Origin of the sequence: Staphylococcus kloosii (assembly GCF_003019255.1) — a bacterium.
GTDB lineage: Bacteria > Bacillota > Bacilli > Staphylococcales > Staphylococcaceae > Staphylococcus > Staphylococcus kloosii.
On record NZ_CP027846.1, the window covers coordinates 1,080,200 to 1,096,455 of the forward strand.

The 16,256-nt window shown below is 32.9% G+C and carries 18 protein-coding genes; 15 read left to right on the forward strand and 3 right to left on the reverse strand.

Annotated features, from left to right (window positions below; all coding sequences use genetic code 11):
- The first annotated feature begins 131 nt into the window (after positions 1-131).
- From C7J89_RS05235 to C7J89_RS05270, 8 genes are all read left to right on the forward strand, one after another.
- Complete coding sequence (locus C7J89_RS05235; protein WP_061855735.1) at positions 132-785, forward strand: SDR family oxidoreductase; 654 nt, start codon at positions 132-134, stop codon at positions 783-785.
- 143 nt (positions 786-928) lie between these two features.
- Entirely contained in the window at positions 929-1,639 is a 711-nt protein-coding gene (locus C7J89_RS05240; RefSeq protein ID WP_061855734.1) for a FadR/GntR family transcriptional regulator, read from the forward strand.
- 424 nt (positions 1,640-2,063) lie between these two features.
- Entirely contained in the window at positions 2,064-3,002 is a 939-nt protein-coding gene (locus C7J89_RS05245; RefSeq protein ID WP_103295615.1) for a type I phosphomannose isomerase catalytic subunit, read from the forward strand.
- Between the two features lie 23 nt (positions 3,003-3,025).
- Positions 3,026-3,259, forward strand: coding sequence for a hypothetical protein (locus tag C7J89_RS05250; protein ID WP_061855732.1), 234 nt, complete (start codon positions 3,026-3,028; stop codon positions 3,257-3,259).
- 138 nt (positions 3,260-3,397) lie between these two features.
- Positions 3,398-4,768 carry an EVE domain-containing protein gene (locus tag C7J89_RS05255; RefSeq protein WP_061855731.1) on the forward strand — a complete coding sequence of 457 codons (1,371 nt, stop codon included), beginning with the start codon at positions 3,398-3,400 and terminating at the stop codon, positions 4,766-4,768.
- A gap of 170 nt (positions 4,769-4,938) precedes the next feature.
- Positions 4,939-5,322, forward strand: coding sequence for a thiol-disulfide oxidoreductase DCC family protein (locus tag C7J89_RS05260; RefSeq protein ID WP_061855730.1), 384 nt, complete (start codon positions 4,939-4,941; stop codon positions 5,320-5,322).
- Positions 5,323-5,340: 18 nt separating this feature from the next.
- Entirely contained in the window at positions 5,341-6,207 is an 867-nt protein-coding gene (gene rbsK / locus C7J89_RS05265) for a ribokinase (protein ID WP_103295616.1), read from the forward strand.
- Positions 6,208-6,353: 146 nt separating this feature from the next.
- Complete coding sequence (locus C7J89_RS05270) at positions 6,354-6,800, forward strand: Dps family protein (RefSeq protein WP_061855728.1); 447 nt, start codon at positions 6,354-6,356, stop codon at positions 6,798-6,800.
- A gap of 39 nt (positions 6,801-6,839) precedes the next feature.
- Here C7J89_RS05270 and deoD read toward each other — a convergent pair whose 3' ends face one another.
- On the reverse strand, positions 6,840-7,550 hold the full coding sequence (gene deoD / locus C7J89_RS05275) for a purine-nucleoside phosphorylase (protein WP_061855727.1): 711 nt from the start codon (positions 7,548-7,550) through the stop codon (positions 6,840-6,842).
- A gap of 233 nt (positions 7,551-7,783) precedes the next feature.
- Between deoD and deoC the strand changes: the two genes are divergently transcribed.
- The 4 genes from deoC (at position 7,784) to C7J89_RS05295 (ending at position 11,367) form a co-directional block, all read left to right on the forward strand.
- Positions 7,784-8,446 (forward strand): deoxyribose-phosphate aldolase, encoded by a 663-nt coding sequence (gene deoC / locus C7J89_RS05280; protein WP_061855726.1) that lies wholly within the window; start codon positions 7,784-7,786, stop codon positions 8,444-8,446.
- A 69-nt stretch (positions 8,447-8,515) separates the two neighbouring features.
- Positions 8,516-9,817: a pyrimidine-nucleoside phosphorylase gene (locus C7J89_RS05285; protein WP_103295617.1), complete on the forward strand. Its 1,302-nt coding sequence runs from the start codon at positions 8,516-8,518 to the stop codon at positions 9,815-9,817.
- A 12-nt stretch (positions 9,818-9,829) separates the two neighbouring features.
- Entirely contained in the window at positions 9,830-11,017 is a 1,188-nt protein-coding gene (gene deoB / locus C7J89_RS05290) for a phosphopentomutase (RefSeq protein ID WP_103295618.1), read from the forward strand.
- The gene (locus C7J89_RS05295; RefSeq protein WP_103295619.1) at positions 11,017-11,367 is read left to right on the forward strand and encodes a DoxX family protein; all 351 of its coding nucleotides are present in this window, start codon (positions 11,017-11,019) and stop codon (positions 11,365-11,367) included. Before deoB ends, C7J89_RS05295 begins: the two co-directional genes overlap by 1 nt.
- A gap of 62 nt (positions 11,368-11,429) precedes the next feature.
- Here the strand turns inward: C7J89_RS05295 and C7J89_RS05300 are convergent, their stop codons facing one another.
- Complete coding sequence (locus C7J89_RS05300) at positions 11,430-11,900, reverse strand: S-ribosylhomocysteine lyase (RefSeq protein WP_103295620.1); 471 nt, start codon at positions 11,898-11,900, stop codon at positions 11,430-11,432.
- Between the two features lie 264 nt (positions 11,901-12,164).
- Between C7J89_RS05300 and C7J89_RS05305 the strand changes: the two genes are divergently transcribed.
- The 3 genes from C7J89_RS05305 (at position 12,165) to C7J89_RS05315 (ending at position 15,303) form a co-directional block, all read left to right on the forward strand.
- Complete coding sequence (locus tag C7J89_RS05305; protein WP_103295621.1) at positions 12,165-13,343, forward strand: M20 family metallopeptidase; 1,179 nt, start codon at positions 12,165-12,167, stop codon at positions 13,341-13,343.
- A gap of 2 nt (positions 13,344-13,345) precedes the next feature.
- A complete protein-coding gene (gene ldmS, locus C7J89_RS05310; RefSeq protein ID WP_103295622.1) occupies positions 13,346-14,536 on the forward strand; it encodes an L-aspartate--L-methionine ligase LdmS in 1,191 nt (396 codons plus the stop codon).
- A gap of 101 nt (positions 14,537-14,637) precedes the next feature.
- Positions 14,638-15,303 (forward strand): DUF2750 domain-containing protein, encoded by a 666-nt coding sequence (locus C7J89_RS05315; protein WP_103295623.1) that lies wholly within the window; start codon positions 14,638-14,640, stop codon positions 15,301-15,303.
- A gap of 84 nt (positions 15,304-15,387) precedes the next feature.
- Here the strand turns inward: C7J89_RS05315 and coaW are convergent, their stop codons facing one another.
- Positions 15,388-16,185 (reverse strand): type II pantothenate kinase, encoded by a 798-nt coding sequence (gene coaW, locus C7J89_RS05320; RefSeq protein WP_061855718.1) that lies wholly within the window; start codon positions 16,183-16,185, stop codon positions 15,388-15,390.
- Between the last annotated feature and the right edge of the window lie 71 nt (positions 16,186-16,256).

The window sequence follows — 16,256 nt, forward strand, 5'->3', positions numbered from 1 at the left end:
ATATTAATATATGAACATTTATTCATATATTAATATTAATACATTATAATGTCAATGTTGAGCCGATTAGTTTTGTTAATTGAGCAAGGGGTATATTCTGTATATAAGTAATCAATGAGGAGGATGTATATATGAGTACTCTAGTTATTGGAGCAAATGGTGGAATTGGTAGAATTTTAATTCAACAACTTAAAGACGCAAATGAATCTTTTACAGCCGGTGTAAGAAAAGAAGCACAAGTTGAAGAATTAAAAAATGCTGACGTTGATGCTATATTAGTCGACGTTGAAAATGACAGTATTGAATCATTAACTGATAAATTTAAAGGCTTTGATAATGTCGTATTTTCAGTTGGTTCTGGTGGAAGTACTGGACCAGATAAAACTATAATTGTCGACTTAGATGGTGCTGTGAAGACGATTGAAGCTAGTAAAGCAAGTAATGTTAAGAAATATGTAATGGTTTCAACATACGATTCACGTAGAGAAGCTTTTGATCCAAGTGGAGATCTTAAACCATACACAATTGCTAAACACTATGCTGATGAACACTTGAAAAATTCTGGTGTAAATTACACTATTGTACATCCCGGTGGATTATTAGATGATGCGGGAACTAATAAAATTGAAGCTGCCGCATTCTTCGAGGGTAGAGGATCTATACCTCGTGAAGATGTTGCTTCAGTCTTAAAAGAAGTCGTAACGACAGAAGGATATAACAATTCAGAATTTCAAATTATTAGCGGAAAAGAATCAATTACTGACGCGTTAAAAAATTATAAATAAAAATAATTAAAAAAATTGAGATTTTGGTGAGTTAATTCTATTAATGGATGAATTAACTCGCTTTTTTTTGTAAAATAAAAGAAATAGAGTTGATACATACTTAAATTAATTATAAAGATGAATGTGATGTGCGGAGGTATTTTATGAAAATTTCAAACTCAAAAATATATGAACAGGTAGCTGATTTATTATTAGAACAAATTAAATCAGATGAATTTAAAATTGGTGACAAGTTACCATCAATTCAAAAATTAGCTACAACATATGGGGTGAGTGTAGCATCTATTAGAGAGGCATTAAATGCGTTAAGAACAATAGGTGTTATTGAGATAAAGCAAGGGTATGGTACGATTGTAAAACAAAAAGAACCAACATTCTTTGAAATAGGCGAGAAGTTTAATTCGTTAGATCAAATCAAAGAATTATTAGAATTACGACAAATTATTGAAAGTGCCACTGTGGCTAAAGCTGCTAAAATGCGTACTAAAGAGGATTTAGAAACAATGCGCCATTATTTAAATAAAATGGAAAAAGCAGTTTCTGATGGAACGTCTGGAGAAGAAGCCGATTTAGATTTCCATTTAACTATAGCCAAAGCAACTAATAATTCATTGCTTGTAGATTTAATGAATAACATTTCTGAATTAATGAAAGATTCTATGAAAGAGACGCGCAAAATTTTCATTTATAGCAGACAAAAAACGATGGAAATATTACAAGATGAGCATGAAAAAATATTTAATGCGATAGAACAACAAGATGATGAATTAGCAACCCAATGTATGAATAGGCATTTAACAACAGTAATCAATACGATTTTAGCGAATTTTAATGAAAAGAATAACGTATTATAATGATTATATATTGGTTAAATAATTAGAAAAAAGCCCAAACTTTTTTAAAGTTTGGGCTAGCAAATTTTATAGTTTTGGAAAGCCATCACACTTTCCAATAGCAAATTATTAATCATGAATTACCTTATACGTAAGACGAATATAGTTTAATGCTTTAAACTATAGTTTTATTATAATAGTATCTACAACACATTATCAACCACATAATAGTTTAAATTTACACTCAAACTTGATGATAAGCGATTTCATAACTTAGAGAATATAAAGATTATACTACTAAAGTGTTCTGACTATTGATATAATACTAAATGAATTAATTTAGATGTCATTTTTAATTGTAAATATGAATTTCGAATGTGTAATAATAGCGTTCAAATTATATTAACGGCAATTATTAAATTAAGTGACTCTCGGAGGTGTAGCAATGCCATTATTTTTACGACCTGTTTTTCATACAAAGGTATGGGGAGGTAGCAACTTAGAACAATTAGGATACACATTACCTAATCACAATATCGGAGAAGCATGGGGGATTTCTGCACATCCAAATGGTAATTGTGAAATTATAAACGGGCCATATAAAGGCGAAACTTTAAATGAAGTTTGGACAAATCATAGAGAATTATTTGGTGACTTTCCGAGTAAAGATTTTCCGCTTATGACTAAAATTGTGGATGCCAATAAACCATTGTCTATACATGTTCATCCAGATGATGCATATGCTTATGAAAATGAAAGTGGGCAGTATGGTAAATCAGAATGTTGGTATATCATAGATGCACAAGAAAATGCTGAAATTGTATATGGTCTAAAGGTTGATTCTACTGATGAAGCTAAAAGTAAAGTATCGGCACAAGATTTTACTAATTTATTTAATAAAATCAAAGTCCAACCAGGGGAGTTTTACTTTATTCCTGCCGGTACAGTGCATTCAATTGGTGAGGGTATTATTGCATACGAAACAATGCAAGCTTCAGACGTATCATATAGAATATATGATTATGAGCGCCAACCGCTTGAAGGCGAAAATAGAGAGCTACAAGTAGATAAAGCAATAGATGTAATTGAAGTATTTAATGAGAATATGAATATTACGCCTGATACAGAAATGGTAGAAAACCATAAATTGACTAAACTTGTGTCGAATGACTTTTTTACTATTGTGAAATGGGATATATTTGGCACGTTGAATTATATGAAGCCTAGAGAATTTGTGCTTGTATCGATTATAAAAGGTGAGGGACAAGTAATTATTGACGGCGATATATACGATATTAAAGGTGGCAATAATTTTATTTTGACTTCTGATGATTTAGACACGGTTTTTGAAGGCGAATTTGAAATTATTATTAGTTACCTGTAAAAATCACAAGAGAGGTGACTGGCATGTATAAATTTTTATACGTAGCGTTAGCATGTGGAATAATTTCTGGCGCTGGAGTGTTCTTACATATACCGCAATATCCATCGTTGATTTTTCCAATGTTAGTTGCTCTACTAGGTGTTATCAGTACGTTAATAACAATCCCTAATAAAGAAATAAGTGGCATGTTAAAACTAGGAGGTATATTAATTAATATTATGCCACTATTAGGTTCTTTTACGATGCTAAATAGTTAATGCCTAATTAGTGTCGTATTTGCCGTTGTAAAATACAATAATTTTTAGCTTTAACACACAAAGTTTATGGTTGTTTGAACAACATAATATGAATATAATGGGAAAGATATAAATTTTACAGAGTTAGGAGTATCATAAATGTCAGAGGAAACAAGCTATTTTTGGTTAAATTGTGGCTATAATCGTTGGAATCACAATGAACCACTCGTAGGTCAAACTACATTATTCGAGTCAGGTGCACAATTTAACCCATCTCAAGGCTTTCGTGCATTTAAGCAGGCTAAAGTAGGAGATCAGGTTATCTTCTATCAAGTACAAATGGATACTGGGTTATTAGGCTATGGTGAGATAACTAGCGTGCAAACTGGTGCACAAAATAAAACTCGTGTACATTTTGAACTTAAAGCTCAATTAAAACCATTAACGGCTGATTATCTTAAACGTAGCGAACGTTTAGAATTCAGAATGAGCAATATGAAAGAAACATTGTTTAATCAAATCACTAAAGAAGAGTTCGATTTAATTGTTAACCTTGGTACAGGTGACATTAAAGTACCGAGATATTTCTTCGTGTCAGAAACAGAAGACTTTGAAGAAGGAGAAACATATACTTTATTTACACATACATATAATGGTATTAAACGAAATGGTTATCATTTTTATACACAACTAGAGCAAGGCGATAAAATAGTGTTTTACGATAAGAACAAAGACCAATCAGTCATCGGTTTAGGTGAAATTACACGTCATATTCATGAAAAACCACCCATCGCTGGAAGAACAAATAGTACCGCGATCGAAGTGTATTATGAAAAAGATATTACGCCAGTGTCATTATCAACATTAAATAAACATCCTAAACTAAAAAATCTTTATTTTTTACAAGAAAATACTAAACAAGCAATTGCCAGTTTATCTGAGACACAATATGAATCCATTGTCGAAATGAGTGAAAATAATGGCTTGAAGCCACAGTTTGAATCTGTGAGCAACGAGCAAATGATTACAGAACAAGATGAAGATTTAAAACCATTTATCTTGTTAGTCGTAGAACCTGGTGAGCCGGGATTAAAAGCCGCTGAAGATTTGCTACAAAAAACTAACGCACATCCTGTTATTACAACAGGTCATCCCGATTTTACCGAAGATATGTTATATGGTAAGTACTTACCAAATGAAGCGGGTGCCCTATACTTTAGAGAAGGATTTATTACAGAATTAATGCCTAGAAAAGATAAAAGTTATCTTGTTATAGATAATTTTAATCGTATAGATCCAGATATTTTCCAAGCATTTATCAATGTTTTAGAAGGTTATGAAGTGACTATGCCTAGATATAATAAAGATGGCAATATGATTAAATGGTCACGTAAAAAAGATTCGTTTTATCATTTCAATCCTAATTGGCATATTGTTGGCGTTACTTATGAAAGTTTGAATGACATAAAAAATCATTATTCAGAACAATTTTTAAAATATACTCGTATCGTTAGAGTAAATCAAGATTAATAGTTAGTTATATTAAAAGGTTGAGACATTATTTATGTTTCAACCTCTTTTTGTGCATTTAGATATTATAGAAGTTTTAGTGAAATATGTTTTTATGAGCATTTAAAATGATTTAAAGTTTATACATATGGATATAATATAAGTAAGTAAAGAAAAGTGAGGTGTTTGTTGTGCCAATTATTTATTATGACGGTGGTTGTGTTTATTGTTATAACTTTGCTATTTGGTTAATTCAAAATGGCTTGTCTACGCGTTATCAATTTGCAACTTTAAAAGGTTCTACAGGTCAACAACTACAACGAGAATACCCAGCAGCAAGACGTTTTGATAGTGTCATATTGCAAGAAGGTGATCACTTACAATTTAAATCAGATGCTATTGCAACATTGATTACTTCATTGACTAATTACAAATGGCTCGGTGTACTAATTAGAATTACACCTAAATTTATTCGTGATTTTGGTTACAATTTATTTGCAAACAATAGAAATAACATGTGGAAAACACATTGGCATAAACCGGATGACTATGAACAATCATTCTTTATAGATTAATTTAAGTGGAGGCAAACAATGAATAATATCATCGTAGTTGGTAGTTCATCAATTGATTTAGTAGTAAACACAAATAAAATTCCTAATGCGGGAGAAACTGTATTAGGAAAATCGTTTTTTACTACACCAGGAGGCAAAGGAGCTAATCAAGCAGTTGCTGCAGCCAGATTGTCTGCTGAAGTATATATGATAGGTGCAGTTGGTAACGATGCTTATGGTACACAGATTATAAATAATTTAAAAGACAATAACGTTAATACCGATTATATGGATACAATTGAAAATGTACAATCAGGTACGGCACATATAACTTTATATGAAGAAGATAACCGTATAATTGTAGTTCCAGGTGCAAACAATCATATTAAACCTGACACAGTTATACCTAAACTGGCTAAATTTAATAGTGGTGACATTATTATACTGCAACAAGAAATTCCATCTGACACAGTTGATGCCGTTGTTAAATATGCTTATGAAAATAACTTAAAGGTTATTTTAAATCCTGCTCCATATAGAGCATTATCACAAGAAACAATTGATAGAGTAACTTATTTAACACCAAATGAAAGTGAAAATGAGTTGCTCTTTGGTAATGATTTAGACAAAGTAATTGCCAATTATCCCAATAAATTGATTGTAACGCGTGGCGATCAAGGAGCAGTTTATTTTGATACAATAATTCGAAACATCGCTGGTCATAAGCAAAACGTAGTCGATACCACTGGGGCTGGTGATACATTTAATGGAGCACTAGCCGTGGCATTAATTGAGAAAATGGATTTAGCAAAGGCTATAGATTTTGCTAATATGGCCGGAAGTTTATCCGTCACTCAATTAGGTGCGCAAGGTGCTATGCCTTATCGTCAAGATATACAAGATTAAATGAATTTAATTTAGCGCCTCGATAAACAGATTATAATTATTATAATTTAGTGGTCATTATACCTTTACAGATTAGAATAATTATAATATAATAATAATTACAATAAAGCTTTAAGATAAATACACAAATAAAGGAGTAATTAAATATGACAAACAATACACAAGTAGTAGAAGTATTAAATAAACAAGTTGCTAACTGGACGGTAGCGTTCACAAAATTACACAATTTCCATTGGTATGTTAAAGGACCAAACTTCTTCTCATTACACACAAAATTTGAAGAGTTATACGACGAAGCGAGTCAATATATTGATGATTTAGCTGAACGTATTTTAGCAGTAGGTGGTAACCCAGTTGCTACACTAAAAGAAAGTTTAGATATTTCTATTATTGATGAGGCTGGTAAAGGTTATAAAGCTGAAGAAATGGTAGCAGAATTATCTCAAGACTTTACAAATATTGCAAAACAATTAGATGAAGCTATTGAAGTTGCTTCAAATGCAGACGATGATGTTACTGAAGATATGTTTATCGGTATGCAAACAAACATCGAAAAACATAACTGGATGTTAAAATCTTATTTAGGTCAATAATTAATATAAAAAGCAACCGTTTATACGGTTGCTTTTTTATTATTCAGCAATTTCTAATGCGATTTCCATCATTTGTGTAAATGAATTTTGTCTTTCTTCAGCTGTAGTTGCTTCATCTTTTAAGATATGGTCACTTACAGTAAAGATACCTAATGCTTTTTTATTAGCATAAGTTGCGTTTAAATATAACGCAGCTGATTCCATTTCAATACCTAAAATACCCATTCGTTGCCATTGATCATTGAAAGTACTATCAGCATTATAAAAAGTATCAGATGATAATATATTTCCGACATGGCTCGTTGCTCCTAAAGCGTCAGCTTGTTGCTTCGCTTTTAACATTAAATCAAAGTCAGCTAATGGTGCAAAGTGGCCAGGAATATTGTATTGATCTACATAACTTGAATTTGTAGAAGCACCTTGAGCGATAATAATGTCATAAAGGTTAACATCATTTTGTAAAGCGCCACATGAGCCGATACGAATGATTGTTTCAACATCAAAAAAGTTATAAAGTTCATAGGAATAAATTCCAATACTTGGAATGCCCATGCCAGATCCCATTACCGAGACTTCTTTTCCTTTATATGTTCCTGTATAACCAAACATGTTACGTACTTCGTTAAATTGTTCTACATTTTCTAAGAAATTTTCTGCAATATATTTAGCGCGTAGTGGATCGCCAGGCATTAAAACAGTTTTTGCGATTTTTTTCCCATTTGGTTGAATGTGTGGTGTCCCTTTAGTCATAGTTAATCTTCTCCTTTAATATCATTCTTTAAAATAAAGATAACATTTGTTTATATTTTTTGCTATTTTTTGTAAAATATTATATGAATAAACATTTATAAAATGTTTGCCAAAAATGAAAATTAGTAGCTATTAGAGACTTAAAATTATAAAATTAAGATGAACTGAATTAAGCAAATAATAGTTTGATTTTGTTAGGTTACATTTTATAAACACACTAGGAGGATTTTTATATGAATTATGCAAAATATATAGACCACACTTTATTAAAACCTGAATCTACAAGAGAACAGATTGATAAAATCATTAGCGAAGCTCGCGAATATGAATTTAAATCAGTATGTATCAATCCTACACATGTAAATCATGCTGCACAACAACTTGCAGACACTAAAGTATTAGTTTGTACAGTAATTGGTTTTCCTTTAGGTGCAACTACTACTGCTACTAAAGTTTATGAAACAGAAGATGCTATAAAAAATGGTGCAGATGAAATCGATATGGTGATAAATATTGGTGCTCTTAAAGATGGACGATTTGAAGAAGTTCAAAAGGATATTGAAGGTGTAGTAGGCGCAGCAAATGGTAAAACAGTTAAAGTTATTATCGAAACTTGTTTATTAACTGATGATGAAAAAGTTAAAGCATGTGAATTAAGCCAAGCTGCCGGTGCAAATTTTGTTAAAACTTCTACTGGTTTTGCTGGCGGAGGAGCGACGCCAGAAGATGTTAAATTGATGAAACAAACTGTAGGTGACGATCTTGAAGTTAAGGCTTCAGGTGGCGTACGTAATTTAGATGATTTTAATGCCATGTTAGAAGCAGGCGCAACACGTATTGGTGCCAGCGCTGGTGTGCAAATTATTCAAGGTTTACAAAGTGATTCAGACTATTAATAACGGGAATTAATAAAATAGCAATGATGATTTGGGAATGTTAAACAACACGAAGGGGAGGTTTTTTCTATGAGAATGGTTGATATTATTGAAAAGAAAAGAGACGGGAATGCTTTAACGAAAGAGGAAATTGAATTTTTCATCGAAGGTTATACAAAAGGTGATATACCTGATTATCAAGCTTCGAGTTTGGCGATGGCTATTTTCTTCCAAGATATGAATGAAGATGAACGTGCTGCATTAACAATGGCAATTGTTAATTCGGGAGATGTAATCGACTTATCTAATATCGAAGGTATTAAAGTAGATAAACATTCTACTGGAGGTGTCGGTGATACGACAACTTTAGTATTAGCACCGCTTGTTGCTTCAGTAGGTGTACCTGTAGCTAAAATGAGTGGGCGAGGGCTAGGACACACTGGCGGTACAATTGATAAATTAGAATCTATTGAAGGCTTTCATGTCGAAATATCCGAAGATAAATTTACGCAACTTGTTAATGAAGCAAAAGTAGCTGTAATTGGACAATCTGGTAATTTAACGCCAGCTGATAAAAAATTATACGGTTTACGTGACGTTACTGGTACTGTCAATTCTATACCATTAATTGCGTCATCGATTATGAGTAAAAAAATCGCAGCCGGTGCTGATGCAATTGTCTTAGACGTTAAAACGGGCAACGGTGCATTTATGAAAACGATTGAAGAAGCAGAAGCTTTAGCTCATGCAATGGTAAGCATTGGTAATAACGTAGGCCGTAAAACAATGGCTATTATTTCTGATATGAGTCAACCACTTGGTAATGCTATTGGTAATGCGCTAGAAGTTAAAGAAGCAATTGAAACTTTACAAGGTAAAGGACCTCAAGATTTAACAGATTTAGTATTAACATTAGGATCACAAATGGTAGTCCTTAGTAACAAGGCTAAAGACTTAAAAGAAGCAGAAGCTATGCTAAAAGAAGCGATTAATAATGGCTCGGCGTTAGAAAGCTTCAAAACGTTTTTAACTAACCAAGACGGTGATGCATCAGTTGTCGATGATGTTTCTAAATTACCTCAAGCACAATACCAAATTGAATTACCAGCACAACAAAATGGTGTCATAACCGAAATTATTGCAAATGAGGTTGGTGTTGCATCTATGATGTTAGGCGCAGGTAGACAAACAAAAGAAGACGATATTGATCTTAGTGTTGGTATTGTACTGAACAAAAAAGTTGGTGACCAAGTTAAAGAAGGCGAATCATTATTAACGATTCATTCTAATAGTGAAACTATTGATAACGTTAAAGAGAAACTGAATAACAGCATCACTATTAGTAAACAAGGTAGTAATCCAACATTGATCCACAAAATAATTACTGAATAAGGAGTGGGAACTATGACTTCACCTTTTAAAAGAATTCATCTTATAGTTATGGATTCAGTAGGCATTGGAGAAGGTCCAGACGCAGCAGCATTTAATGACGAAGGTAGTCACACCTTAAAACATACATTAGAAGGTTTTGAGCAAGATTTACCGAACCTCGAAAAATTAGGTCTTGGTAATATCGAAGATTTACCTGTAGTAAATAAAGTGACAAATCCACAAGCTTTTTACACTAAAATGAGTGAAGCCTCTGTAGGTAAAGATACAATGACAGGTCATTGGGAAATTATGGGCTTGAATATTATGCAACCTTTTAAAGTTTATCCAGAAGGATTTCCAAAAGAGTTGGTAGACGAGATTGAATCAATGACTGGACGTAAAGTTGTTGCCAATATCCCTGCTTCAGGTACTGCAATTATTGATGAGTGGGGCGAGCATCAAATGAAGACAGGCGATTTAATCGTTTATACTTCTGCAGACCCAGTTTTACAAATTGCTGCACATGAAGACGTTATACCATTAGAAGAATTATATGATATTTGTGAAAAAGTTAGAGAATTAACTAAAGACCCTAAATATTTAATTGGACGTATTATTGCGAGACCATACGTAGGTGGACCTGGTAATTTTACACGTACTTCAAATCGTCATGACTATGCCTTAAAACCTTTCGGGAAAACAGTTATGAATGAACTGAAAGAAGCTAATTATGATGTTATCGCTTTAGGTAAAATTAACGATATATATGATGGTGAAGGTGTAACTCAAGCAATTCGTACCAAGGATAATATGGACGGCATGGATAAACTAATTGAAACAGTTCAACAAGATTTTAATGGCCTTAGCTTCTTAAATTTAGTTGATTTTGATGCGCAATATGGTCATCGAAGAGATAAACCAGGCTATGCACAAGCGCTAAAAGATTTTGACAATCGCTTGCCCGAACTTTTCGATAATTTAAAAGAAGATGATTTAGTCATCATCACAGCAGACCATGGTAATGACCCAACTGCCGATGGTACGGATCATACGCGTGAATATATTCCGGTATTAATGTTTAGTCCTAAAATTACGGACTATCATGAACTAGCTCAAGACGATACGTTTAGTTCAATTGGTGCTACGATAGCAGATAATTTTGACGTGCCATTACCTGAATATGGAAGAAGTTATTTAACGGAATTAGGAGTGGAAAAATAATGAACATAGTAAGAAAAATTTTAGGAGCAATGTTTTCGATTATAGGATTGTTGCATTTCAAAGACGAACAGTCATTTAGAAAAATTGTACCTGATTATTTGCCACTTAGAAAAACAGCCGTGTTAGTAACAGGTGTCGTTGAAATCATTATTGGTATTTATTTTATTATAAAAAGACCATCTCAGCTTTTTAAAAAGTTAACCAATTTATTCTTGATCTCAGTAATGCCAGCAAATATTTATATGGCACGTAAATCGTTGCCACTAGGTAATAAACAATTACCACAATGGATGCTATATGCACGTATTCCTTTACAATTTGTACTAATGAAAACAATAACTAAACTATAAATTAATTTACACAAAAAACCTGACGAATATTTATTATATCCGTCAGGTTTTTTTAATTTCTGTTATTTCGCGTCGCTAAAAACTTCGTTCCATTGTTGACGTTCATTTAAAAATTCTTGTGCGATTTCTTTTGCGCCATCTAATGAGTGACTTGCTGCCCAGCCACATTGTACTTCATTACATGCAGGAACTTCAGTTGCTTGTAAAACATCTTTTAATGTTAATTCAACGATGTTAAGTACATCATCGTAATCATCATTATTAATGAAAGACGCATAGAAACCTGTTTGGCAACCCATTGGGCTTACATCTACAACTTTATCAGAATGATTTCTAATATTTTCAGCCATTAAATGTTCTAATGAGTGTAAACCTGGCATATCCATATGCGCTTTGTTAGGTTGTTTGAATCGTATATCATACTTATGAATAACGTCGCCGTTAAGTCCTTCCATAGTACCAGCTAAGCGTATAAAAGGTGCAACTACTTTAGTGTGATCTAAATTAAAACTTTCAACATTCATTTTTGGCATGTTAATTCCTCCTATTGAGTCAATAGTTTAATTGTAACAAGTGATATATAGTTTTACAATTGCCGTCAACAATTGCCACAAGTATTGCACATAAATAAATTTTTGAATATTAAGAAAAAATAATGACAAAAAATTATAAAACCGATAGAATAAGTAATAATTCGCGAGCGTTTTGTACAATTTAATATTCAACATGATACAAGATGTTTGGAAACAGTATGAAATGTGAATTATAGAAAACAATGAAAGTAGGGTGGAGATAGTATGGAAAATAAACAAGTTATTTTAGATTATATAGAAAATGAAAAGTTAAATTATATTGAAATGAGTCATCAAATACATCAACGCCCAGAACTTGGGAACGAAGAAATTTTTGCTTCTAGAACTTTAATTGAACATTTAAAAGCACAAGGCTTTGAAATAGAAACAGATATAGCTGGTCATGCAACTGGTTTTATAGCTAGATATGATAGTGGCAAAAAAGGCCCAACTATTGGATTTTTGGCAGAGTATGATGCTTTACCAGGCTTAGGTCATGCTTGTGGACATAATATTATTGGCACGGCGAGTGTTTTAGCTGGTACTGCGTTAACTAAAACGATAGATAATATTGGCGGTAAAGTAGTTGTTTTAGGCTGTCCTGCTGAAGAAGGCGGCGTTAATGGGAGCGCTAAAGCATCCTATGTCAACGAAGGTGTTATAGATGAGCTAGATGTGGCTCTTATGGTTCATCCAGGTAATGAAACGTACAAAACGATAAATACCTTAGCGGTAGATGTTTTAGATATTAAATTTTACGGCAAAAGCACGCACGCATCGGAAAATGCACATGAAGCATTAAATGCTTTAGATGCGATGATTTCGTATTTTAATGGCGTGGCGCAGTTAAGGCAACATATTAAGAAGAGCCAACGTGTGCATGGCGTCATTCTTGATGGAGGTAAAGCCGCTAATATTATTCCAGACTATACACATGCAAGATTTTATACGCGTGCTACAACGCGCAAAGAGTTAGATATCCTAACTGAAAAAGTAGGACAAATTGCTAAAGGCGCAGCGCTCCAGACAGGTTGTGATTATGAATTTGGCCCTATACAAAATGGCGTAAATGAATTTATTAAAACCTCTAAATTAGATGAATTATTCGCTAAGTATGCCACTGAGATGGATGAAGATGTGATTGATGATGATTTTGGTTATGGTTCTACAGATACAGGAAATGTCAGCCATGTCGTGCCAACTATTCATCCACATATTAAAATTGGTTCGAAAAATCTAGTAGGACATACCCATCGTTTTAGAGAAGCGGCGACAAGTTCACACGGCGACCAAGCATTAATTAGAGGTGGAAAAATATTAGCATTAATGGGGTTAGAATTAATCGAAAATCAAAAATTATTTGAAGAGATTGTTGAAGAGCATCAACATGCAAAGGGGCACTGATTATGAAGAAAAAAAGTTCGCTTAGCACTAAGTTAACACTTAGCGATCTTTACCATAAGGATACGGTTTATACTTCTAGACCTTCATACGTTTCTAATCCATGGTTAGAACCTGAAGAACACCAATCTAACTTTTTGACTGGTAGGGAATTACTTATCGCTAATAAAATGTCCGTTATTGTTCACGAAGCGAGTGTAACAGATAAATTAGCACAATTATTCGAAGTGATAGGGACTGAAATACCGAGTAGCATATATAAATTTAAGGACAAACATTCTTATGAATCTTTAATTCAACAGTTAGCACATGAAAATGATAAAAGAATATATTTCCAATATATACATGATGAACAAGTATTAGCTAAAGAGTTTTATGCTTTAAATAAAGATGTATTTGTGGCATTAAATAATAAAGCTAAAATTCCACAATGGACTAACGGTCGTTTTTTACCTCAAAGGCAGGTTATAGCTCTGCAAGATTTCGAAGAGGTGATCGAACAATGGGCATTTCCTTTTGTTATTAAGCCTGGCGATGATTTACCTACGGCAGGTGGTTATGGCGTTATGATTTGCTACAATGATAATGATTTAGCACAAGCTAAGAAGCGTATTGCCGAAGCACAAAATGACACTGATAATTTAATTATTGAACAAAAAATTGAAGCGGTGGCTAATTATTGCGTGCAATTCGCATATTCTGAACAAACAGGCTTACAGTATATTGGTTCAGCAGAGCAACTCACAAATGAATACGGATTTTATAATGGTAATCAAAATGCGCAAGAAGTTCCAGACGTGGTCATTGAAGCCGGTAAAGAAATAATGCGTAATGGCATAAAAGAAGGATTTATCGGCGTTGCAGGATTTGATTTATTGGTAGATGACAAAGGTGATGTCTATGCAATAGACTTAAATTTTAGACAAAATGGTTCTACAAGTTTATTACTGTTAGAGCCTGCTTTAACGGACGGTTATCATAAATTTTATAGTTATATTGCACCAAATAGTAATGAACAATTTTTCCAAACTATTCTTAAATATGTGAGAAAAGGTGTGCTATTCCCGCTATCATATTATGATGGGGACTGGTTTGAAGACGTGCATGTACCATCACGATTTGGGTGCATTTGGCATGCTGGAACCAAACAACAAGTTGAAGACTATGAAAAAGCATTTTTAAGTGAAATCGAGTAGATAAATGCTTTATATAGTTATACAATTTGCCCTCATTGACGAGTGCGACAAAGTTAAGATATATTTTAAATGTAACTTATACAAAGAATTGGGGTGCAGTAATGTCTTACAAAACAAAAGAATTTTACCAAGACATACTTGTGACAGAAAAAATTTACTTAGCCACTAAAAAAGGTAAAATAATCAAACAAGATATTCTAGGTAAAAATGTTATTGCAATATGGACACGTAAAGACGTGGCAGAGCAATATTTATCTAAACTTAACGTCGAATATGACGAGTTAAAAACTTTAGATATTGATAAGTTTGTTACTTATGAAATGGATGAAATTTTTAAAGCGCATGAAGAAGTTATTATTAATCCAACTTCTAATAACGATGGCGAACTAGTAGAAATTGAAGCATGTACTGATGAATTAATGTCTGATTTGGATAATATTCGCATTAAAGAATTTAATAACACAATAGCAAAATCGGACTCAGTTTATGGTCTATCATCACAAAATAAACAACAATTTATTTTAATTAGTGATGACGAACACGAAAAGCCGAATATTATGCCTGTGTGGAGTGTTAAGAAGCAAGCCGAAAAAGTAAGAGATGAAGACTTTGAAGAGTGCGACATTATAGAAGTAGAAGGCGAAGTATTTGCGGATTGGCTCGACGTTTTAAGAGACGATGACAAAGCTGTTGCTATAGACTTAAAACCTGGAGTTATAGGTACGGTGACATCTGCTCAAGTTTTATCAAATAAACTTATTATATAAGCAGTCTTAATATTTATATTTCATCTATGAAAAAAGTGGTGATCACAATGAATTGACATGTGATTACCACTTTTTTTTGTTAGGTTATAAGTTAAGACAACCAAGTGCGCCTGAAAAAGCACCATGCTCAACATAATAAGGCTTAAATCCTCTTAAGATTGTATAATCTTCAACTACTTTTCTTAACAAAAAGTTATTGTGGAACGAAGAACCTATATATGCAACATGTTCAGTATTATGTTCTCTCGCAACTGTAATCGCCATAGTTGTAATAACTTCACCGACGAGACCTATGACACATGCTAATTTATCGGCTTTGGTAAATGTTGAATCTATATTATGTAATACATTACCAAAATTTGCTGCTGTTAAATCACCAGGTATTGGAGGTTCGGTATTTTCATATATATGTTTAACTTTTAAGTCAATAAGTTCTCTATTACCATTTTGCGCTATATTAGTTAATTCTTCATAATCTTCTATACCACTTAATAAATAGCCTAAGCCTTGAATCATTCCACCACCAGTTCCGATACCGCCAACACGGGATTGATTAATACCATCGGAGAAATGTAAAGACGTACCCGTCCCGACATTAGTAAAAATATAATTATCTAAATTGTGACCTTGCTCCTTCAGTAAAATATTTAGACCAATTGCTGCTGCATCGAATTCTACAAAAGTTCGAGTAGAACAATTTAATTGTTGATTGATAGTTGCAGCATGCCCACCAGTTAAACTAATATCCTCACAATTATGATTGTTTAACCACTTTATGACTTTATCAATTTCTGTCGTAGGTATCGTCTGGTATTCTCTATAATCATCATGTTGTATAACTATTTTAATCAGTGTGCCACCTGCATCAATACCAATTTTCATTGAAGTGCCCCCCTAAAAAATTTACATTATAACTAATAATATAATAAAATATTGGAAAATAACATATAAGT